General features: G+C 36.7%; 22 protein-coding genes. 8 read left to right on the top strand and 14 right to left on the bottom strand.

Annotation, left to right across the window (positions count from 1 at the left end; translation table 11 throughout):
• Window positions 1-86: 86 nt before the first annotated feature.
• Genes ACN0NP_RS09100 through xerA form a run of 3 tightly spaced genes read right to left on the bottom strand, consistent with a single transcriptional unit; the run spans window position 87 to window position 2,493 of the window.
• Window positions 87-257, bottom strand: a complete 171-nt coding sequence (locus ACN0NP_RS09100; RefSeq protein WP_423217218.1) for a hypothetical protein — start codon at window positions 255-257, stop codon at window positions 87-89.
• A gap of 30 nt (window positions 258-287) precedes the next feature.
• A complete protein-coding gene (locus ACN0NP_RS09095; protein WP_423217217.1) occupies window positions 288-1,496 on the bottom strand; it encodes a restriction endonuclease subunit S in 1,209 nt (402 codons plus the stop codon).
• A gap of 10 nt (window positions 1,497-1,506) precedes the next feature.
• On the bottom strand, window positions 1,507-2,493 hold the full coding sequence (xerA, locus tag ACN0NP_RS09090; RefSeq protein ID WP_423217216.1) for a site-specific tyrosine recombinase/integron integrase: 987 nt from the start codon (window positions 2,491-2,493) through the stop codon (window positions 1,507-1,509).
• A 241-nt stretch (window positions 2,494-2,734) separates the two neighbouring features.
• Here xerA and ACN0NP_RS09085 point away from each other — a divergent pair, with 241 nt between their 5' ends.
• Together ACN0NP_RS09085 and ACN0NP_RS09080 are read left to right on the top strand one after the other, a co-directional pair.
• The gene (locus tag ACN0NP_RS09085) at window positions 2,735-3,262 is read left to right on the top strand and encodes a restriction endonuclease subunit S (RefSeq protein WP_423217215.1); all 528 of its coding nucleotides are present in this window, start codon (window positions 2,735-2,737) and stop codon (window positions 3,260-3,262) included.
• Entirely contained in the window at window positions 3,259-3,465 is a 207-nt protein-coding gene (locus ACN0NP_RS09080) for a hypothetical protein (protein WP_423217214.1), read from the top strand. The genes ACN0NP_RS09085 and ACN0NP_RS09080 overlap by 4 nt, the downstream gene beginning before the upstream one ends.
• On the opposite strand, the gene ACN0NP_RS09075 is transcribed toward ACN0NP_RS09080, so the two are convergent.
• The 6 genes from ACN0NP_RS09075 to ACN0NP_RS09050 form a co-directional block, all read right to left on the bottom strand.
• The gene (locus tag ACN0NP_RS09075; protein WP_423217213.1) at window positions 3,462-4,070 is read right to left on the bottom strand and encodes a restriction endonuclease subunit S; all 609 of its coding nucleotides are present in this window, start codon (window positions 4,068-4,070) and stop codon (window positions 3,462-3,464) included. The genes ACN0NP_RS09080 and ACN0NP_RS09075 overlap by 4 nt on opposite strands.
• Complete coding sequence (locus tag ACN0NP_RS09070; protein WP_423217212.1) at window positions 4,027-5,535, bottom strand: N-6 DNA methylase; 1,509 nt, start codon at window positions 5,533-5,535, stop codon at window positions 4,027-4,029. Before ACN0NP_RS09070 ends, ACN0NP_RS09075 begins: the two co-directional genes overlap by 44 nt.
• An 873-nt stretch (window positions 5,536-6,408) precedes the next feature.
• Window positions 6,409-7,407, bottom strand: a complete 999-nt coding sequence (gene pta / locus ACN0NP_RS09065) for a phosphate acetyltransferase (RefSeq protein WP_423217211.1) — start codon at window positions 7,405-7,407, stop codon at window positions 6,409-6,411.
• Between the two features lie 17 nt (window positions 7,408-7,424).
• Window positions 7,425-8,315 (bottom strand): RluA family pseudouridine synthase, encoded by an 891-nt coding sequence (locus ACN0NP_RS09060; protein ID WP_021142211.1) that lies wholly within the window; start codon window positions 8,313-8,315, stop codon window positions 7,425-7,427.
• Window positions 8,312-9,148, bottom strand: a complete 837-nt coding sequence (locus ACN0NP_RS09055) for an NAD kinase (RefSeq protein ID WP_024344162.1) — start codon at window positions 9,146-9,148, stop codon at window positions 8,312-8,314. The genes ACN0NP_RS09060 and ACN0NP_RS09055 overlap by 4 nt, the downstream gene beginning before the upstream one ends.
• A complete protein-coding gene (locus ACN0NP_RS09050) occupies window positions 9,123-9,788 on the bottom strand; it encodes a GTP pyrophosphokinase (protein WP_033152508.1) in 666 nt (221 codons plus the stop codon). The genes ACN0NP_RS09055 and ACN0NP_RS09050 overlap by 26 nt, the downstream gene beginning before the upstream one ends.
• A 137-nt stretch (window positions 9,789-9,925) precedes the next feature.
• Between ACN0NP_RS09050 and ACN0NP_RS09045 the strand changes: the two genes are divergently transcribed.
• The 5 genes from ACN0NP_RS09045 (at window position 9,926) to ACN0NP_RS09025 (ending at window position 13,794) form a co-directional block, all read left to right on the top strand.
• Window positions 9,926-10,495 carry a CYTH domain-containing protein gene (locus ACN0NP_RS09045; protein WP_021142207.1) on the top strand — a complete coding sequence of 190 codons (570 nt, stop codon included), beginning with the start codon at window positions 9,926-9,928 and terminating at the stop codon, window positions 10,493-10,495.
• A gap of 85 nt (window positions 10,496-10,580) precedes the next feature.
• The gene (locus tag ACN0NP_RS09040) at window positions 10,581-11,552 is read left to right on the top strand and encodes a ribose-phosphate diphosphokinase (protein ID WP_024344165.1); all 972 of its coding nucleotides are present in this window, start codon (window positions 10,581-10,583) and stop codon (window positions 11,550-11,552) included.
• A 6-nt stretch (window positions 11,553-11,558) separates the two neighbouring features.
• Window positions 11,559-12,674 carry a cysteine desulfurase family protein gene (locus ACN0NP_RS09035; RefSeq protein ID WP_423217210.1) on the top strand — a complete coding sequence of 372 codons (1,116 nt, stop codon included), beginning with the start codon at window positions 11,559-11,561 and terminating at the stop codon, window positions 12,672-12,674.
• 1 nt (window position 12,675) lies between these two features.
• Window positions 12,676-13,023, top strand: coding sequence for a DUF1831 domain-containing protein (locus ACN0NP_RS09030; protein ID WP_021142204.1), 348 nt, complete (start codon window positions 12,676-12,678; stop codon window positions 13,021-13,023).
• Between the two features lie 129 nt (window positions 13,024-13,152).
• Complete coding sequence (locus tag ACN0NP_RS09025) at window positions 13,153-13,794, top strand: redox-sensing transcriptional repressor Rex (protein ID WP_004231474.1); 642 nt, start codon at window positions 13,153-13,155, stop codon at window positions 13,792-13,794.
• A gap of 74 nt (window positions 13,795-13,868) precedes the next feature.
• Here ACN0NP_RS09025 and radC read toward each other — a convergent pair whose 3' ends face one another.
• From radC to ACN0NP_RS09000, 5 genes are all read right to left on the bottom strand, one after another.
• A complete protein-coding gene (gene radC, locus ACN0NP_RS09020) occupies window positions 13,869-14,549 on the bottom strand; it encodes a RadC family protein (protein ID WP_024344167.1) in 681 nt (226 codons plus the stop codon).
• A 55-nt stretch (window positions 14,550-14,604) separates the two neighbouring features.
• On the bottom strand, window positions 14,605-15,720 hold the full coding sequence (locus ACN0NP_RS09015) for an AI-2E family transporter (protein ID WP_074629636.1): 1,116 nt from the start codon (window positions 15,718-15,720) through the stop codon (window positions 14,605-14,607).
• 74 nt (window positions 15,721-15,794) lie between these two features.
• Window positions 15,795-16,397, bottom strand: a complete 603-nt coding sequence (locus ACN0NP_RS09010; protein WP_423217683.1) for a histidine phosphatase family protein — start codon at window positions 16,395-16,397, stop codon at window positions 15,795-15,797.
• 14 nt (window positions 16,398-16,411) lie between these two features.
• The gene (locus ACN0NP_RS09005) at window positions 16,412-17,032 is read right to left on the bottom strand and encodes a histidine phosphatase family protein (RefSeq protein WP_423217209.1); all 621 of its coding nucleotides are present in this window, start codon (window positions 17,030-17,032) and stop codon (window positions 16,412-16,414) included.
• 54 nt (window positions 17,033-17,086) lie between these two features.
• On the bottom strand, window positions 17,087-18,550 hold the full coding sequence (locus tag ACN0NP_RS09000; protein ID WP_423217208.1) for a glycoside hydrolase family 1 protein: 1,464 nt from the start codon (window positions 18,548-18,550) through the stop codon (window positions 17,087-17,089).
• Window positions 18,551-18,927: 377 nt separating this feature from the next.
• Here ACN0NP_RS09000 and ACN0NP_RS08995 point away from each other — a divergent pair, with 377 nt between their 5' ends.
• Window positions 18,928-20,268 (top strand): alanine/glycine:cation symporter family protein, encoded by a 1,341-nt coding sequence (locus ACN0NP_RS08995; RefSeq protein ID WP_074862846.1) that lies wholly within the window; start codon window positions 18,928-18,930, stop codon window positions 20,266-20,268.
• Window positions 20,269-20,422 lie beyond the last annotated feature (154 nt).

The following is a 20,422-nucleotide window of genomic DNA, read 5'->3' as shown; positions in this document are numbered from 1 at the left end:
TATCGCTGATTCTTAGTAACTTAAACGGCGCATACCAAATCAAATAATCAATTTTTGTATTCTTAATCTCTTCTATGAAAGACTTATCAAAAAAGAATAAGTGTGACGCGCCTATAACACTTTTTCCACTCCAATGACTCATGAATAGATTTATAGAGGGACTCTATTTCATCGTCAAGCTTTGGAAAGAAAACCTCTTTATCTTGTATGTGTTGAAAATGTTCTATTATCTTATTTTCATCATCAAATAAATTCATTATTCCCCCTATAAACGATAATTTAGCAGCTTAGATGTCGAGTTCAGAGACATCTAATTCGCCAGACATTAAACGAGGAAGCAAGGAGTCTCTAAGTTCCGCCAATTTAATATTTTCCTCTTGGTTTGAGAGAATTGCCTCAAACATAGGGCTCACAATTTCGTCAAATGATTTCATTATTTCAATTGACGGAATAACGACGGCAATCTTTCCGAACTGTGCTTTATTGAGATTGACTATGGTGCTTCCACTCTGCCCAAGATTGTTGATAATAACTGAAAGAGTCTCCATCAGCAAATAGATATAATATGGGGAGTAGCCTTCCTTCGGAATTATTGAATTAATCTGTTGGTTAGTCTGACTCTCTTGGGCAGTTAATGTCACTAATCCAGCGGTACCTATACAGCTGACGCAGATTGAATTGCGCGGAAGAGTTTTCTTTGGCTGTGATTGGGCACCATATAACGACAAATATCGCTCTGTGGTAACAGCATATGTATTACCATGCATATCAGGGATGGTGATAAAAGGAATATCATTTCCGTAATACTCGGACACTTTTGTCGATGGAGTCTTTCCACATATTACTTCTTTTGCAAGACCATCGATTGTATCATCAATCCAATCAGAAGGTCTTACACCGCCGAAAGGTTCGTAATCAACAAACCATGATTGATATAAAGCGCGTGCCTGCTGAAGTAAATTATCGTTTATCTTCCCATTTATAACTATTTTTTCATCAATATTCCTAATAAAATCTGCAATCTTATCTTGTAACTCACGCTCAGGTAACTCAATTTCCAAAATACGAATGGTTTTCATAGGAATGGTTGGTTGTCCACTTCCAGTAACGTAATTCGACATTAACATTCTAAAAGACGGATTTCTTATAACCGTATATAAATAATATGGATTCACCTTATTTACATCTGGTGTGATTTTACAAATATTAGGTGCCAAATGATATTTATCATCTTCTTCAATAATTGCGCAATCACCATAACCATTTCCAGTATACGTCAATAAAATATCATTGATATAAAGCTTACTTCTTAATAAACTTTCTGAAACATTCCTATCTATTCTTTTTATATCAGTCAGATCTAATCTTCCATTACGAAGATTTAATGCTCTTAATGCAATTATTTCCCCTGTATCGTTGTAATTTATATACTTTGTAAATTCAAATCCAGCAAGTTTTGTTATTTCTGCAATCTCACCCAGTTTAACTTTACTCATTGCTAACTCCTTAACCTATATATTTTTTATGAGCAATCTTTACATTGCTCTGTTTAACCATTGCATATTGCAATGTCGTATCTATTCGTTGATGCCCCAATAATTGTTGAAGTTGTTCTATCGGCATCCCTTTATCTATTGCCATTGTTGCCAATGTTCGCCTAAACTTATGGGGATGAACCCTACTGATTTTTAAACTTTTCCCAAGTTCACGTAACCTATGCTCAATTCCTCCAATTTTAATTCGCTTATATGGAGCTTTCAATGCCACAAACAATGCTGGATCATCATCTACTCTACTTTTTAAATATTCTTGTAAATGCAATTTTGTCCTTGCATCAAAATAAACTATTCTTTCCTTGTTGCCTTTACCAAGTACAACGCATTCACGCTCGTTAAAATTTAAATCATTTCGATTAAGCAAAACCATTTCACCTATACGCATGCCGGTTGATGCAAGCATATCTACAATTGCTAAGTCCCTTAGCTCTACACAGTTGTCGCGCATTAATTCAAGTTCTTCATCTGTATAGGTTTCTTTGATATTACTTACAGTCTTCACTTTATGGATACGCCTAACAGGACTTTTGATAATATAATCTTCATCCTCCAGCCACGAAAAAAAGCTTGATAGAATTCTTCGTATATTATCAATAGTCACCTTACTTGATCCATTTTGCAACTGATAATCTGTAAGATATTTTCTCAAATCTTCTGTCTGGATAACTCTTACATTTTTCTTCAAGCCACAAGTCATGGTTTCAATTGTTGCCAAATAATATTTGAGTGTCTTTTCAGAACAACCTTCCACTCTTTTTGCAGAAATAAATTTTTCTATTAATTTCTGATTATCATCTTCTAAGTCGCTTTCCTTAATAAGTTCTAAATCATATCTTTGAAGTACTTGGTTCAAATTGTTTTGCAGATTTACCAATTGTTTGTTATTAAGGTATGGCAGCATTTTCTGAACCACTTCAGAAATCAATTCATCTCTCATATCGTTACTCCTTATGTGTGTAAGAACGATACTGGCAGCAGTTCCCCGTGTTTACTCCCGCCGCCTATGAGAGTTTTATTAATTCTTTTTCTGTACGTAATTTTTTTTAACTATAAACGATAATTTACTTCAGCAGGCTCAGAACATTTTTACTCAAGAATTCATTGACATAGACGATATTCCTGAAGGTTGGAAAGAAAGTTCTTTGCTTGGTATAGCCGATTATCTTAATGGCCTTGCTATGCAAAAGTTCCGTCCAAAAGACGATGAGCACGGATTGCCGGTTCTGAAAATTAAGGAACTTCGACAAGGATCATGTAATGCCAATAGTGAGCTATGCTCTCCGTCTATCAAGCCCGAGTATATTGTTCATGATGGTGATGTTATTTTCTCTTGGTCAGGCAGTCTTCTTGTTGATCTGTGGTGTGGTGGAACTTGTGGCTTAAATCAGCATCTATTCAAAGTAACATCAAGCACTTACGATAAATGGTTTTACTATGCATGGACTAATCATCACCTTCAAAAATTCATTGCTATAGCAGCAGATATGGCAACTACTATGGGACATATAAAACGCGAAGAACTATCTAAAGCAGTTGTTCTTATCCCTTCAAAATCAGATTATGAGCGCATAGGTGGTTTGTTGTCTCCGCTATACGACCTTGTAGTAGCCAATCGTATAGAAAACCGAAAACTTGCTGCATTACGTGATGCATTACTCCCACAGTTAATGTCAGGACAAATAGATGTTTCAGAGGTGGAATTATGAAAGAAAAAGAGTTAAAAATCCCTTTCAATGCCCCACTTAATGCTCAGGATACTGAGTCACAGACTTATGGATGTCGCCAAAACAATCCTGATATCTGTGGAAGTAATGGTATGCCTGGTATATGTGCTTTTGTCTGCGAGAATGGTATTTGTAAGAAACCATCTCGAGCCTGGAAGCGGCAGTATCAAAAACTCAAGGGTTAAGCTGCTAAATTATCGTTTATGTTTTTGTTCACTTCGATTTTGTCATCGATTGCTTTCAAAATCGATACAATCTGATTTTGTACCTCCTTTGATGGGATTACCAAACTCATGCGCTTCAGATCTGCAATCGTAACATGGCCCAACCCTGTGGTCTGCTTATTTGTCGCAATCTGTGTAAAATGTGGCTTTAGGAACTTCAAAACATAATAGAGAAAATCCTTTGTTATAAGCTCCTCGTTCGCAGTCACCTTGAATATATGCTGATTTAGCCATCCATCTTGCAGTCGATAGCGAAATACATCTATTGATGTTTGTGGATTTCCAGACCATGAGAACAAAAGGTCATCCCACCGGATAAAGACTTCCTCGCCGTAATCACCTTGAGTAAAAGAGGTTCTTGAATTGATTCCGTTATTCAATTCTGCAATCTTGATTACAGGTCGGCCCGTCTCGGAGAAGTCTATCTTCTTAAACGCATGGCCATTCTTCCAAATAGCAAGATCAAACAAGGAGTATCTTGTGCCGTCAAGATCTGATTTTATATTGTAAAGTGAACTCTCATCAAACTTCATATCCAATAGCCACCAACTTTCTTCTAATCTCATCTTCAAGCTCATGAGATTTCGCAAACATATCAGAAAGCTCTGATGTTAATCTTCCCATTTTTTTTTCAAATGGCTCGCCATCATCTTCCTGCTCTTTGATACCTACATATCTACCTGGAGTAAGGATATAATCCTGTTTTGCAATTTCTTCAGTAGTTGCAACCTTACAGAATCCCTTCACATCTTCAAGTGTTCCATTCTGGAATGCTTCAAATGTATCCGCTAATTTTTGAATATCTTCATCATCGAAGTCTCGATGCTTACGGTCAACCATGTGCCCCATATTTCTTGCATCGATAAATAACGTCTTACCAGTCTGCTTCTTATTTTTTGTAATAAACCAAAGAGTCACAGGAATTGTTACACTATAAAATAGCTGTGTAGGCATTGCAATAATACCTTCAACCAAGTCATCCTCAATGATATTTTTTCTAATAGCACCTTCACCACTTGTCTGTGAAGAAAGTGCGCCATTAGCCAAAACCAGTCCAATCTTTCCATTAGGTGCAAGATGATGAATCATATGCTGAATCCAAGCAAAGTTGGCATTTCCTGCTGGTGGTAAACCATATTTCCATCTAACATCATCAACCAACTTTTCTTGGTTCCATGGGTGATAGTTGAATGGGGGATTTGCAAGAATAAAATCAGCCTTCAATGTTGGATGCAAATCATTTGTAAAAGTATCTGCCTGATAAGGACCAAAGTCTGCATCAATACCACGAATAGCCATATTGATTTTGGCCATTTTCCATGTGTCCGAATTTGCTTCTTGACCATATACAGAAATGGAATCTCTATTACCAGAATGGGCTTCAATAAACTTCGCACTCTGTACAAACATGCCACCTGATCCGCAGCAACAATCATACACACGACAGTTTTCAAAAGGTCTAAGGATAGAAACCAATGTCTTAACAATGCTTGACGGAGTGTAAAATTCTCCACCACCTGCACCTTCCTTTTCAGCAAACTGAGCAATACAATATTCATAAGTGCGGCCTAGCAAATCTTCACTTGCCTCAGTGTCACTCATATCAATATTGTTAGTAAAAATATCTACTACTTCGCCTAATACTCTCTTGTCAAGATCCGGACTAGCATAATTCTTAGGCAATACGTTCTTAAGGACTTTATTATTTTTTTCTATAGCACGCATTGCATTATCAATTACAGTACCAATCTCTGGGGTATGAGCAGCCGATGAAATTGTATTCCATCTAGCTTCTTCCGGAACAAAGAAAACATTTTCCATTGTATATGCATCAATGTCATCTTCAAATCCGTCTCCTTCATCCACAAGTTCCTGATATCTCTTATCAAAAGCTGCAGAAATATATCTTAAGAAAATAAGTCCAATGATAACCTTTCTATATTCTGCTGCCGGAATGTGGCCCCAAAGGGTACACGCTGCATCCCACAGCTGTTTTTCAAATCCAATATTTGCATTTGTCTTATCTGCCATTAATTGTTTCCTCCAAAATTTATGAGTTACATATTATATTTGTCCATCTTAAAAAGTGGGTTTAATATCACTTTTTTACATTCTTATTGATACTTATCATATCTCCAAAATCGCAATCTAACTCCATGTATATCTTCTCCAAGATACTCATAGATACAGTGTTACCCCTGCTCGTCTTAGCTAGTGTACTACTAATTCCAATATTTTCATTCTCAACAAGATCCATTTTTCATGTTCTTGTCGATTAATAGTTCTATAATCTGTTGTAAGATACAGTCATATAATTCCTCTCTTATGGGGATTACCCATATTGATGACAAACCTTGCGGTTCCTATAAATAGTCCCGAACTACATTATACTTTCCCTGTCGAATATTTTCAAATGTAATTTTAGATTTTCCAAAAATCACTTTCGAATTAATATTTAATTAATTTTTTACAATAATATTTGTGTTTTCCTCTTATCTCTTCGTTCAGTTCTTTAACCTTTGATATTCTTTATATTAAAGTCATTCTTAACTACTTTATGAGACCATTTTCCATGCATATTTTTTAAAATTCTTGCTAAAGTAGCATTTATGTTATGAGTCTTTAGAATTTGAATCTCAGCTAATCATTTTTCTTTGGTAAATCTCATTGTAAAAAATATAGGATACTTTTTTGTAAGCACCCTATATAATAAATTAGCTTTATATTTAATTTTGGGGTTACTAAATCTTCACACTTTATCACATAAAACCTTTTGAGGATTTCTAACCCACAAATCCAACCGAAGCGCCTGTTACTAATGCGATTTTTGTCATGTCATTCTCTTTCTATACTCTTCTAGATATAAGAAAGTCAGTTGGTTATCAGCCAACTGATTCTTTCTTATTATTCGTTCATGTCATCAACAGCCTGAGCTGCTGTGATAATAGCTAATTTATAAATATCTTCAGCACTTGAACCACGTGACAAATCATTCACAGGTTTGTTAAGTCCTTGAAGAATTGGACCGATTGCTTCAAACATACCAAGACGTTGTGCAATCTTATACCCAATATTTCCTGACTGAAGGTCTGGGAAGATAAAGACGTTTGCTTGTCCAGCCACTTTACTATCTGGTGCTTTAACTGCTGCTGTACTTGGTACAAATGCCGCATCAAATTGCAATTCACCATCGATAGCTAATTCAGGTTGACGTCCTTTTGCCAACTGAGTTGCTTCGCGAACTTTTTCAACTTCAGGAGCATTTGCACTTCCTTTAGTTGAAAAACTCAACATGGCAATTTTAGGATCAATATCAAAAATTCTAGCTGTTTCAGCCGTGTTTAAAGCAATTTCAGATAATTCCTGAGCATTCGGATTAATATTGATAGCACAGTCAGCAAAAATCAAACGGTGATCTGTACTTTCACGGTTCATCAAGAAAACACCAGATGTTCTAGAAATGCCAGGTTTTGTTTTAATAATTTGAAGCGCTGGACGGACAGTATCAGCTGTCGAATGAATAGCTCCAGAAACCATACCATCAGCTAAGCCTAACTTAACAAGCATTACACCAAAATAGTTAACGTCTTTCAATAAACGATCTGCATCTTCTGGAGTAGCTTTTCCTTTACGAATTTCAAGAAAAGCTTCTTTCATTTCATCAAGTTTATCGTAATTTTGGGGATTGATGACAATATAATTTTGATCAGCAAAACCAAACTTAGTCAATAACTCTCGAACTTCTGTAGCATCACCAAGAATAATCGGTTCAATCAAACCTTCAAATTTCAAACGAGCGGCGGCACGAAGAACACGTTCGTCATTTCCTTCAGGAAAAACAATTTTAAGGTTTTTACCAATAATTTTTTCCCTCAAGCTACCAAATAAAGATCGAATTCCCATATAAATTAACCTTCCATCTAATTGTTTTGTAGCTCCATGATAACGCTATCAAAGTCATCTGTCAAGTTTGTGCTTTGAATTATCTCTTCATTTGTGTAAGGGTTAACAAAACGTAGATAATGGCAATGTAATGCCTGACGAGTAATGCCAAGATCCATACGACCTCCATACAAATCATCCCCCAAAAGTGGGAAACCAATATGAGAAAAATGTACTCGAATTTGGTGTGTACGTCCAGTATGCAAACGAATATCTACTAGAGCCACATCGCCAAATCTCTCAACAACTTTATAACTTGTATGAGCATATTTCCCTGAAGGGTGCACACGACGTGTGATAATGCTATCTTCATCTCGAGCAATCGGTGCAATAATTTCACCCTCGTCCGCCAGGTCACCTTGTCCAGAAACCAAGGCATAGTAGCGCTTTTCAATTGTTTTATTTTGCAGTTGTTTATCAAGCCTTGCATGTGCATAGCCGTGTTTAGCAAAGAGCATCAAACCACTTGTATCCTTGTCCAAACGTGTCACAATGTGAACTTGTTTGTTAGGATAATTCTGCTCAAGATAGTAATTTTTTACAAAGTTAGCAATGGTATTTGAGTGTAAAATACTTGGAATGCTGGCATAGCCATGTGGCTTATTCAAAATCAAGAAATGCTCATCTTCGTAAGCAATATTCAAATCATGTTTGACTGGAATCAAAGTCTCATGTTCTTGCTCATCAGGGATTTCAATCGTTACAACATCTCCCTCATCCAATAAATAAATGGCATTTTGCTCAACGCCATTTACCCAAATATTTCCACCTTTAAACTTTACTTTTGCAAGTAAGCCTTTTGAGACATCATGTCCCTTTAAAAATGTTTTTACTTTTGTTCGTCGGTCCGCAACAAAATCAAATCTCACGAATCTACTTCTCCTATAAAGGCATCTCTCACGCGCTCCCAAAAACTTGTATGGAAGGGAGTTGCCACAAAACTAATTTTTTTATTGTCAATGCAATATTCAATTTTCGACACATTTTTATAATGCATCGTCTTGTTATCGATTGACACAGTATAAACGCCTTGGCGCTTAGGAATAATTTCAATTTTATCCTTTTTAGGAACAATCACTGAAGATCCTAAGGTACGATAAACGCGATTGTTCAAGCTAGAAATCTCGGTCAATTGCATTGCTTCCATCGTTGGATGCAAAATAGCTCCGCCCAAAGATTTATTATAAGCTGTGCTTCCTGTTGGCGTTGATACCGAAATACCATCACCACGGAAACGTTCTAATTTTACTTTATCAATAATCACATCAGCAACCATTGTCTTTTCAATACGTTTAATGGCTACTTCATTAAGCGCGCGCGCCTTAACAACACGTCCATCATCGAGTGTTATCTTAGCACGTAAAACCGGATAAGAAGCCTTTCTCCCCTTATCAGCACGCAAATTCTCTATCAACTTTTCAACTTCAAAATCTCGATAATCAGTGTAAAAACCAAGATGACCTGTATGAATTCCTACAAAACGAACTCTATCAAGGATTTTTTCGTAAGTATGAAAAGCAGATAAAAGCATGCCATCACCACCAATGGAAATGACAATATCTGGATCTTTCTTAGATAAATAAAAATCCTTATCCTCTTTGAAAGCTGCAAATAACTTTGAAGCTACTCGTCTACTCTGATATTTCCCGTTTGCTATGATAGCGACACGCGTCGCTTTATCTGTAATATTCGTCTGTGTCATCACTATTTCCTACACCATCATTTAATTTCCGACTTGCGGGATCAAATAAAAGCTGTGCTTCCCTAATGTCCTCGCGAATTTTTCGCATTTCTTCATCCAACTCAAGAGCGATTTTTGCTGTTGTTTCCAGACGTTTCTTAATCTCATCTGGAAACTCGCCTTTATATTTATAGTTCAATGAATGTTCGATTGTTGCCCAGAAGTTCATCGCGAGTGTTCTAATTTGAATCTCAGCTAGAACCACTTTTTGACCATCAATTGTGTCAACAGGATATTCGATAATCACGTGATAAGAACGATATCCACTTGCTTTCATGTGGGTGATATAATCACGTTCTTGAACGATTTTCATATCTCGTCGACTACGCAAAAGCGCTAAAACTTCATCAACGTCATCAACAAATTGAACCATAATACGCAGACCTGCAATATCTTGCAAATCTTGTTCAATATTTTCTGGCTTAATTCCGCGCAGTACCATCTTTTCCTTGATACTCTCAACAGATTTTACGCGACCAGTTACAAATTCAATTGGTGAATGTCGATTTTGTTTACGAAATTGCTTACGAATTCCGCGAAGTTTAATCTTCAACTCCCCAACTGTTTGTATATAAGGATCTAAAAATTTCTCCCAGTCCATCACATTTCCTTCCTAATGGGATGGGCTTGTCACGTTGACATAACCAATCCTTGTCAAAAAATTGACTTTTGTATAGAATTAATATAACGAACTTATTATAACATAAAACCTAATGGTGAAAAAAGGAAAAAATTTTTATGACACACCTTGAAATTGAGTACAAAACGTTACTCACTAAAGACGAGTTCAATCGTCTCAACAGTCAACTGTCTCATGTTACACCTGTAACTCAGACTAACTATTACTTTGATTCAGATAATTTTGACATGAAAGCTCACCGCATGTCACTTCGTATCCGGACATTGCCAAATCGCGCTGAAATCACCCTAAAAATTCCAAAAGAAGTTGGAAATTTAGAATACAACTATGATTTAAGCGTTGAAGAAGCAAAAAGTATTATTAAGTCTGGAAAATTCCCTGACGTTGACTTCCTTAAGCTTATCGAAGAAAACGGTGTAAAATTATCAAGCTTAAAAAACTTCGGTAGTCTTACAACAACACGCCGAGAAACGATGACAAACATTGGTCTTATGGCACTTGATAGCAACCAATACGCTGATATCAAAGACTATGAACTTGAACTCGAAGTTGAAAATGCCGAAAAAGGCAAAAAAGACTTTGATGACTTCCTAGCTCAGCATGATATTGATTTCAAGTATGCTAAAAGCAAGGTCGCTCGCTTTAGTGCAACACTTAAGCGAAATTAAACACGCTTTTCCTTAGAAAATGCTGAATTATTTCATTTTTTTTGGTAAAATATAAGTATTAATTTTAAAGGAGTTTATTTATATCATGGCAGAACTTTACGCCGACAAACAATTCAAGCTTTTTTCTCTATCTTCTAACGTAGAGATTGCACAAAAAATTGCGGATGCTTTAGGTGTCCCTCTTGGAAAAGTATCAACACGCAAGTTTTCAGACGGCGAAATCATGATTAACATCGAAGAAACAGTTCGTGGAGATGATATCTACATCATCCAATCAACTAGCTACCCTGTTAATGATAACCTTTGGGAACTATTAATTATGGTAGACGCTTGTAAACGTGCCAGCGCACACACTGTCAATGTCGTTATCCCATACTTTGGATACTCACGTCAAGACCGCATCGCTGCTTCACGTGAACCAATCACAGCTAAACTTATTGCAAACATGCTAGTTAAAGCTGGTGTTGACCGTCTTTTGACTCTTGACCTTCACGCTGTTCAAGTACAAGGTTTCTTTGATGTCCCAGTTGACAACCTCTTTACTGTTCCATTGTTTGCTAAATACTACTGTGAACAAGGTTTGAAAGGTGAAGACGTTGTTGTTGTCAGCCCTAAAAACTCTGGAATCAAACGTGCTCGTAGCTTGGCTCAAACTCTTGATTCACCAATCGCTATCATCGACTACGCTGAAGATGATTCACACCGTGAAGAAGGTTACATCATCGGTGATGTTGCTGGTAAAAAAGCAATCCTTATCGATGACATCTTAAACACTGGTAAAACATTTGCTGAGGCAGCTAAAATCGTTGAACGTGGTGGCGCAACAGAAATCTATGCAGTAGCAAGCCATGGTCTATTTGCTGGCGCTGCCGCTGACAGTCTTGATGCTGCTCCTATCAAAGAAATCTTAGTAACTGACTCTGTCGATACTAAAGAACGCTTGCCAAAAAATATCAAATATCTTTCTGCAAGCCAATTGATTGCTGATGCGATCACTCGTATCCACGAAAAAGCTCCGCTCAGCCCACTATTCTCATATAACGCTAAAAAGGACTAATAATATATGATATATCTTGATAATGCTGCAACTACCCCTCTCACCCCTTCTGTTATTGATGCAATGACAGAAATTATGGAGAATGACTTTGGTAACCCATCAAGCATTCATGGCATTGGGCGTCGCGCTAATCAGCGTCTTCGTTCAGCTCGCCAAACCATTGCCTCAGCTTTAAAAACTGACCCACGCCGCATTATCTTTACATCAGGTGCTACCGAAAGCAACAACACAGCTATCAAGGGTTATGCCCTTGCTAACCAAGCTAAAGGTAAGCACATTATTACAACTTCTATTGAACACCATTCAGTTCTTCTTACAATGAAGTACTTGGAAAAACGCTTTGGTTTTGAAGTCACTTATTTGAAACCTGAAAATAATCAAATTACTGCTAAACAAGTTGCTGATGCTTTGCGTGATGATACCATCTTAGTCAGCACAATGTTTGCAAACAATGAAACTGGTGATTTACTTCCAGTTAAAGAAATTGGTGAACTCCTTCAAGACCACCAAGCTGCTTTCCACGTTGATGCTGTTCAAGCTATCGGAAAAATCGATGTTTTCCCTGAAGACATTAAAGCTGATTTTCTTTCTGCTTCTGCTCACAAATTCCATGGACCAAAAGGTGTCGGTATCCTTTACTCAACACCACAACATTTTGATAACTTGCTCCACGGTGGTGAACAAGAAGACAAACGAAGAGCCAGCACTGAAAATATGATTGGTATCGCTGGTATGGCACAAGCCCTATCAGATGCCGTTGCTAACAAAGACAAAAACTTTAAGCATGTTGAAGAGCTTAACCAAGCCTTTCTCGATGGTATTTCTGGACTAGATTACTATATCAACGGTAGCGAGAACAGAATGCCTCATGTGCTTAATATTGGTTTTCCAAATCAAAACAATGGTATGCTTCTAACACGTCTTGACTTAGAAGGAATTGCCGTTTCAACAGGTTCTGCTTGTACTGCTGGTACCGTTGATCCAAGTCATGTTTTGGCAAGCCTATACGGTGATGACTCTCATCGTTTAACTGAATCAATCCGCGTTAGCTTCTCAGAGCTTAATACTATCGAAGAAGTTCAAGAACTCGCACAAAAATTAAAAGAAATCGTAGGAAACTAGGATGGCATTTGAAAAAGAAATCACACTGCAAGACTGTCTTTACAGCTATGCTATTAGCAATAACATCAAAAAATACACACTTCGTGATACAACCTTTACTCAAAACCGTATCGGTAATTACGAATTAACTCGCTTGTTGGAAAAAGTTCCAAATTCAGGCGACGGTTTTCCATTGAAAATCACAATCAACAAAGATTTAACAGGATTTAAATTAAGCATCACTGATAAATCTGGACTACGTTTTGTTAACATCTTCAAATCTGAAGATAACAAAATCCTCCAAGAAAAATTCTACTTCTTGATGGATAGTCTCGTTGAACGTGATATTTTCACTAAAAAAGAAGTTTAATAAAAAAGCAACTCTTTACCTGCTTCAAGGCAGATTAAGAGTTGTTTTTTTAATTAATTCAAAAATTTGTTTTTAATTTCACAAAGTTTTTGTTACAATAGATGTAGTAAGTAAAAGGGAGATGGTATTGTGACTACTGAGAAATCTATTCCTAAAGCAACAGCAAAGCGACTCTCGCTTTATTATCGTATTTTCAAACGTTTTAATACTGATAATGTTGAAAAAGCAAGTTCAAAACAAATTGCGGATGCTATGGGAATTGATTCTGCAACAGTTCGTCGAGATTTTTCATATTTTGGTGAACTCGGACGACGCGGCTTTGGCTACGACGTCAAAAAATTAATGAATTTCTTTGCTGATATTTTAAATGACCATTCTACAACAAACGTTCTTTTAGTAGGATGCGGAAATATCGGACGTGCACTACTTCATTACCGTTTCCATGACCGTAATAAAATGCAAATTGCAATGGCATTTGATACTGATGATAACGAGATTGTTGGACATCAAACCTCTGATGGTATTCCAATCTATGGTATCTCATCTCTTAAAGAACATGCTCAGGAAGCTGGGATAGAAACAGCTATTTTAACTGTACCAAGTACTAAAGCTCAGGAAGTTGCTGATATTTTAGTTGAAGCTGGAATCCATGGAATTCTAAGTTTCTCACCTGTACACCTCAATGTCCCTAAAGATGTGATTGTTCAATATGTTGATTTGACTAGTGAGCTTCAAACACTTCTCTATTTTATGAGCCAATCAAATCAATAATGCCTTGCTCAAGAAATTTAGTATTTAAATACTTTTTTCAAAGTCTGAGAATTTTTCTCAGGCTTTTTTATTACTTATAAAACATCCGTTTCTTCTCTAAAACTGTAATATTGGTATTTGCCTACTATGATATGATCTAAGCAAATAAGTCCAATATCTTCACATGAACGCTTTATTTTTTCAGTAAAGCGCAAATCATTTTCGCTAGGTTCTGGCGAACCAGAAGGGTGATTATGAACGATAATCACTGAAGTTGCCATGTTTTTACAAGCATAATACAAAATTTCACGTGGTTCAGCAATTGAGCGACGAACTGAACCAATAAAAATGGTACGTTGTTCGATAATGCGATTTTGCGTATCTAGGTAAATGGCTACTAGATGCTCTTGCTTTTGGTCACTAAGTTCTAGCATCATCTTTCTAGCTAGACGTTCACTGCTCATAATACGCTCTTTTTGGACGTACTCTGCCTTGCTAATGCGCTTAGCTAATTCAAGCATCGCTTTAATTTCAATGGACTTCACGTGACCAATTCCCTTAATTTTTTGCAATTCTTGTAAAGATAGATGCTGAAAATCCGCTAAACTGTCAATGTGTTTTAAAATATCATTTGCCACTTCCAAAACAGGTCTAGTCTTTGTTCCCGTACGTAATAAAATCGACAATAATTCCTGATTGCTTAGTTGCTCTGCACCTAAATCTCGCAAACGCTCACGCGGTAGCATAGCATCTGCTTTCATCTCAATTGTGTACATAAAAATACCTCCACTTATTTATTCGTAAGTTGAAGGTATTTCCTTTTATTTTTAGTTATTGTAGTCGATTTTTCTGACGTTTTGCGACATTATCTTTAATCATTTGATATAAGCTTGCTGCTAACGGTACTGCAACAAGCATTCCTAGAACTCCCCATAGTGACGCACCAATGGTAATTGCCATCAGTACCCACATACCAGGTAATCCAATTGAGCCACCCACCACGCGCGGATAAATTACGTTTCCTTCAAATTGCTGTAGAACAACTAAGTAAATAACAAAGAATATCGCCTGTGACACGTCTTGTGTCGCAATGAGGATAAATCCGATTGTTACACCGATATATGCTCCTACAACTGGAATTAATGCCGTAAACGCCACTAAAATACCAATTGTTGCTGCATATGGTAATTTGAATAAGAACATACCAATAGCTGTCAAACTACCAAGAATCATCGCTTCTAGAGTCTGACCGACAAAGAAACCATGAAATCTCTTATGCAAAATATCCAAAACATAGTGCACAGTTTTAGCATATTTTCCAAGGTAAGAATCAATCAAAAGATTAAACTGACGTCCCAACTGCTCCTTACTTGCCAAAACATAGATTGAAAAGACAAAACTAATAAAAACATTTAACAAAGTCGATGCAATGGTGCTCACCGAAGTTAAAATATTTGTTAGAACAGCTAAAACCTGATTTAATATTTGTTTGCTGTAGTCCGACAAGGTTGCTGTAATGTCTGATGAAGACCCAAAATAGGCAAGAAAATCTTGTACAGCTTTATTATCACTGACTTCCTTGATAAATTTTGAGAAACCACTCGTATCAATTTTCAAAAGAGAATTAATACTTGCAATCAAGTCAGGCAATACAATTGAAAATAACCAGCTAATAAGTAGCATAAAAGTGAGATAGGCTAAAATCATTGAAACTGCACGTTTTAATTTTAGTAGATACTTATTTTTAATTAAGCGTGTAAAAATCATCTCATAAAGACTCATCACAATATTGACAATATAAGCAATACCTGCCCCAATCATAAAGGGTTGACTTGCCTTAAAAATGGTAGAAATAATTGATGCACCAGCACTCCAGTAAGCCTGAATCGCATAACAAATTGCAAAAGCAATCACTATATAATAAACATGTTTTTTCTCTAATTTCATGGGGAATAAGTTCTCCTTAATTCAATTATTCCCATTATAGCAAAATATATTAAAATAGCGAAGAGTCTGCTGCTTTATTCTTTATTATCACGCTTAAAAATATACTCTTGGTCAACTGGATTATAAATCGATTTTACTTCCATGTCTGTGCCATCATAAGTAATTTCCAGAATTGCACAATTTGACATGCGTTTCTTTAAAACAGGCGGATTTTTTGTTGCATGAAGATAAAACTGCGTAATGGCTCCGCCATGACTGACAAATAAGAGTGTCTCGTCATCTTCGCTCTGATTTAGCATCTCACGAATCGTACGGCTCACGCGCTCATATACATGAACATTTGACTCACCGCCATAGCGCACAAAGAAATCACGATAACCTGATCCGTCTTCACGATGAACAGGTGGATTTAGGTATTCTTGATGAGCTTCATAAGAGCCAAAATCCATCTCTTTAATGCCTTTTAATCGAATATAATCATCTCTTCCAGTTGCAAGCTCTGCGGTATCACAAGCACGCTCCTGCGTTGATGAGTAGACTCGAGTAAATGTAATGCCTTCTTCTTCAAAATGACGTCTTGCTGCTTTTGCTTGCTCAATACCAAGTTCTGTTAAAGGAGAATCACAAGCTCCCTGAATTCTACCTTGTAAGTTAAAACGTGTTTGTCCATGTCGCATTAAATAAAATGTCTTCACTGATTCTCATCCCTCTCAAATAAATATGTTTCAAAATCTTTAGTTGGCAAAATTAATTTATCAAGATGCAGTTTACCGTCATAATCAAACTCACAAATAGCACAATTTGAAAAGCCAACACCTTTTGGAAATGCTATTTTTAGTTGGAGACAAAGTCCCCACATCGTTGCACCGTGGCTAACCATAAGTAGGCTCTCAGCATCGTCTTCTTCTTGCAAAGCCTTAAGAATAGTCTTTAAAGCACGCGCACCAACCGCCATAATATCTTCTCCACCAAATGGAACTAATAAATCTTCGAATGAATTTGCACCTGGTCGAAACTTTGGCAATAAAAACTCTGGCTGCGCTTCAAACTGTCCAAAATCCATTTCTTTGATGCCTTTTAGCTGAACAACGTTCTCTTGCCCAGAAACCAATTTTGCGGTATCTGTCGCCCTTTCCTGCGTTGATGAATAGACTTTATCAAAAGAAATCGCATTGTCATCAAAATATTTCTTAGCGAGCATAGCTTGATCTATACCAAGTTGTGTCAAAGGAGAATCACAAGCTCCTTGAACACGACCTTGAGTATTAAAAAGAGTCTCGCCATGACGCATTAGATACAGTTTTTTTCTCATACATTTCCTTTCTAGAAAAGTAACCCAGTTGGAATTTCCAACTGAGTTAGCTTATTAATCATTTAGGATATTAGCACCACGTGATGCAATCAAATCTTTATAGAAGAAGAATGAATCTTTACGTGATCGATCAAAGCTACCATTTCCTTGGTCATCTGCATCAACATAGACAAATCCATAACGTTTTGACATTTCTGATGTTGACGCTGAAACAAGGTCTGTACAGCCCCACCAAGTGTACCCCATCAAATCAACACCGTCTTCAATGGCTTCATACATTTGTTTAACGTGTGATTGAAGATAATCAATGCGGTATTGATCGTGAATTGAGCCATCTTCTTCGACTTTATCAAGAGCACCAAGACCATTTTCAACAACCATAAGTGGCACTTGATAGCGATCGTAAAGCTTATTAAGGGTAATGCGAAGACCAACTGGATCGATTTGCCAACCCCAATCAGATGCTTCTAGATATGGATTTGGTTCACTGAGCATAAGATTTCCTGCAGTTTGATCTTCTGTTTTTTCTTTACGAGCAATTGAACTCATGTAATAAGAGAATGACATAAAATCGACAGGGTATTTTTCAAGGATTTCAAGATCACCTTCAGCAATATCTAGCTTAATATTGTTTTCTTTAAAGAAACGTTTTGCATATGAAGGGTATTTACCACGAACTTGAACATCAGAGAAGAATAGATTTTCATGGTCTTTTTTAATTTCTTCCATGACATCGTCAGGATTACATGTTGCAGGATAAGCTTGCATGCGAGCTAACATACAACCAATCTTAAAGTCAGGATTAATCTCATGACCAACTTTTGTAGCAAGACTTGATGCCACAAATTGGTGGTGTGCTGCTTGATACATTTCTTGAAGATTTAATTTTCCATCTTCAAACAAAAGTCCACCAGAAAGGTAACCAGTCATTCCAATGATGTTAATTTCATTGAACGTTAACCAATATTTAACTTTATCTTTGTAACGATTAAAAACAGTTTCTGCATAGCGAACAAAGAAATCAATCACCTTACGATTCTTCCAACCGCCGTATTCTGTAATTAAATGAATTGGAAATTCATAGTGAGAAAGTGTTACAAGTGGTTCAATACCATATTTATTTAACTCATCGAAAACTTTGTCATAAAATGCTAAACCAGCTTCATTTGGTGTTGCATCATCACCATTTGGGAAAATACGTGACCAAGCAATTGACATACGAAATGTTTTGAAGCCCATTTCAGCATAAAGAGCGATGTCTTCTTTATAGCGGTGATAAAAATCAGATCCCCAACGTTTTGGATAAAGTCCTTCTTTATCGTTTAAGGCAGCATCTAATTTTGCACGATTCATTGGCGTATTAAATTCACTTCCCATTGATTTTCGTTCTTCTGGAGCTACAGCGCGTGAAGTATCTGAAGTTGCTGGACCACGTCCATCAATATTCCATGCCCCTTCAAATTGATTGGCAGCTGTTGCACCACCCCATAAAAAATCTTTTGGAAATTGTTTTGTCATATTATTTCACCTCATACTTAAGTTTACTCTTGTATTATAGCTGGAAATGTAAGTGCTTTCTATCACTATAATCTTAAAAACTAATACTATGACAAACTATTGACAAAATAATCTTACTTTAGCTGAAACATTTTCTTGAAATTATCCGAAATTGCAATGAAATGCGCTCATTTTGAAGCTTCTTTATAGAAGAAAATTTGACAAAAGCCCATTCTATCTATATAATTAACTAGTTGAAATTATTCTATTTTTTCTGAAAATGGGAAGAAAATTTTAATTAAGTAGTACTTATTTAATGGCTAAAAGGTAAAGAATCACCAGAAGATTTACCCTTTAACCAATGATTATAGTACTATGACTGACTTAGGAGTTTGATTATGTATAATTTTCTATCGTCTTTAGACAGTCTAGTCTGGGGACCACCTCTTCTTGTTCTGCTCGTTGGAACAGGAATTTATCTATCTATTCGTTTAGGATTGCTGCAAGTTTTTCGACTTCCAAAAGCTTTAAAACTTATTTTCGCATCTGAAGCGAAAGGAAAAGGTGATATTTCAAGTTTTGCGGCTCTTGCAACAGCTCTTGCTGCTACAGTAGGTACTGGTAACATCGTAGGTGTTGCGACTGCTATTAAACTTGGTGGCCCTGGTGCACTTCTATGGATGTGGTTGGCCGCATTCTTTGGTATGGCGACTAAATACTCAGAAGGTGTCTTGGCGATTAAATACCGTACAACAGACGCAAACGGTGAAATTGCCGGTGGTCCGATGCATTATATCGTTAACGGAATGGGAAAACACTGGAAACCTCTAGCAATCGCCTTTTCAATCTTTGGTGTTATGGTTGCACTATTTGGTTCAGGTACATTTACACAGGTTAACTCAATCACCGACTCTCTCAGCAATACTGTCGGTTGGTCACCAAAAATTATTAGCTTGGTTTTAGCTGTTTTAGTTAGCATTATCATCTTTGGTGGTATTCAATCAATTTCAAAAGTTGCTGAAAAAATTGTGCCTTTCATGGCGATTATTTATATTCTCGCAACAATTACTATCCTTGCTTTCCACTATGACCAAATCATTCCAAGTATTGCTTTAGTCATTAAATCTGCTTTCACTGGTAAAGCTGCTACAGGTGGTTTTGCAGGTGCAACTGTAATTACAGCAATCCAAGCTGGTATTGCGCGTGGTATCTTCTCAAATGAATCTGGTCTTGGTTCTGCACCAATTGCTGCTGCTGCTGCCAAAACCGAAGAACCCGTTGAACAAGGCCTTGTTTCTATGACTGGTACTTTCATTGATACCATCATTATTTGTACACTAACAGGTCTATCAATCATCGTTACTGGTGGCTGGACAAGCAACCTCAATGGAGCAACTCTAACACAATCAGCGTTCTCTACTGTCTTTGGTAACTTTGGTGTTTACGCATTGACAATTAGTTTAATTCTCTTTGCCTTTACAACAATTCTTGGATGGGGTTACTACGGAGAACGTTGTTTCGAATTTCTTTTTGGGACTAAAGCAATTCCAGTTTACCGTGTTATTTTCATTATCATGGTTGCCTTGGGTGGATACATTAGCCTTGAAACAATCTGGGTTATTGCAGATATTGTTAATGGTTTAATGGCTATTCCAAACTTAATTGCACTACTTGCTCTTTCACCAATTATTATCAAAGAAACTAAACAATATTTTAATAATTATCAAAATAAAGACTAGGTTTAATCCTAGTCTTTTATTCTTGTCAAACTCAGAAAAATCCTGCTAAGAAAACGCTTCTTGACAGGATTCTTTTGTCCCAGGAAGTCGTTTTAGTGATATAATAGAAGGTAGCCTTAATTTTAATATACATACCGCCATTTCTCACAAAGGA

It is taken from the genome of Streptococcus equinus, from assembly GCF_049393805.1.
GTDB lineage: Bacteria > Bacillota > Bacilli > Lactobacillales > Streptococcaceae > Streptococcus > Streptococcus equinus.
This window is presented reverse-complemented; position numbering and strand designations above follow the sequence as displayed.

What these genes read in the sequence shown, in the direction of transcription:
- ACN0NP_RS09055 (WP_024344162.1), bottom strand. Translation starts at nt 9,148, where the DNA reads ATGACACAGACGAATATTACAGATAAAGCGACGCGTGTCGCTATCATA.
- ACN0NP_RS09000 (WP_423217208.1), bottom strand. Translation starts at nt 18,550, where the DNA reads ATGACAAAACAATTTCCAAAAGATTTTTTATGGGGTGGTGCAACAGCT.
- radC (WP_024344167.1), bottom strand. Translation starts at nt 14,549, where the DNA reads ATGTACACAATTGAGATGAAAGCAGATGCTATGCTACCGCGTGAGCGT.
- ACN0NP_RS09095 (WP_423217217.1), bottom strand. Translation starts at nt 1,496, where the DNA reads ATGAGTAAAGTTAAACTGGGTGAGATTGCAGAAATAACAAAACTTGCT.
- ACN0NP_RS09040 (WP_024344165.1), top strand. Translation starts at nt 10,581, where the DNA reads ATGGCAGAACTTTACGCCGACAAACAATTCAAGCTTTTTTCTCTATCT.
- ACN0NP_RS09010 (WP_423217683.1), bottom strand. Translation starts at nt 16,397, where the DNA reads ATGCGACATGGACAAACACGTTTTAACTTACAAGGTAGAATTCAGGGA.
- ACN0NP_RS08995 (WP_074862846.1), top strand. Translation starts at nt 18,928, where the DNA reads ATGTATAATTTTCTATCGTCTTTAGACAGTCTAGTCTGGGGACCACCT.
- ACN0NP_RS09035 (WP_423217210.1), top strand. Translation starts at nt 11,559, where the DNA reads ATGATATATCTTGATAATGCTGCAACTACCCCTCTCACCCCTTCTGTT.
- ACN0NP_RS09070 (WP_423217212.1), bottom strand. Translation starts at nt 5,535, where the DNA reads ATGGCAGATAAGACAAATGCAAATATTGGATTTGAAAAACAGCTGTGG.
- ACN0NP_RS09050 (WP_033152508.1), bottom strand. Translation starts at nt 9,788, where the DNA reads ATGGACTGGGAGAAATTTTTAGATCCTTATATACAAACAGTTGGGGAG.
- ACN0NP_RS09005 (WP_423217209.1), bottom strand. Translation starts at nt 17,032, where the DNA reads ATGAGAAAAAAACTGTATCTAATGCGTCATGGCGAGACTCTTTTTAAT.
- ACN0NP_RS09075 (WP_423217213.1), bottom strand. Translation starts at nt 4,070, where the DNA reads ATGAGATTAGAAGAAAGTTGGTGGCTATTGGATATGAAGTTTGATGAG.
- ACN0NP_RS09100 (WP_423217218.1), bottom strand. Translation starts at nt 257, where the DNA reads ATGAATTTATTTGATGATGAAAATAAGATAATAGAACATTTTCAACAC.
- ACN0NP_RS09085 (WP_423217215.1), top strand. Translation starts at nt 2,735, where the DNA reads ATGCAAAAGTTCCGTCCAAAAGACGATGAGCACGGATTGCCGGTTCTG.
- ACN0NP_RS09015 (WP_074629636.1), bottom strand. Translation starts at nt 15,720, where the DNA reads ATGAAATTAGAGAAAAAACATGTTTATTATATAGTGATTGCTTTTGCA.
- xerA (WP_423217216.1), bottom strand. Translation starts at nt 2,493, where the DNA reads ATGAGAGATGAATTGATTTCTGAAGTGGTTCAGAAAATGCTGCCATAC.
- pta (WP_423217211.1), bottom strand. Translation starts at nt 7,407, where the DNA reads ATGGGAATTCGATCTTTATTTGGTAGCTTGAGGGAAAAAATTATTGGT.
- ACN0NP_RS09030 (WP_021142204.1), top strand. Translation starts at nt 12,676, where the DNA reads ATGGCATTTGAAAAAGAAATCACACTGCAAGACTGTCTTTACAGCTAT.
- ACN0NP_RS09080 (WP_423217214.1), top strand. Translation starts at nt 3,259, where the DNA reads ATGAAAGAAAAAGAGTTAAAAATCCCTTTCAATGCCCCACTTAATGCT.
- ACN0NP_RS09045 (WP_021142207.1), top strand. Translation starts at nt 9,926, where the DNA reads ATGACACACCTTGAAATTGAGTACAAAACGTTACTCACTAAAGACGAG.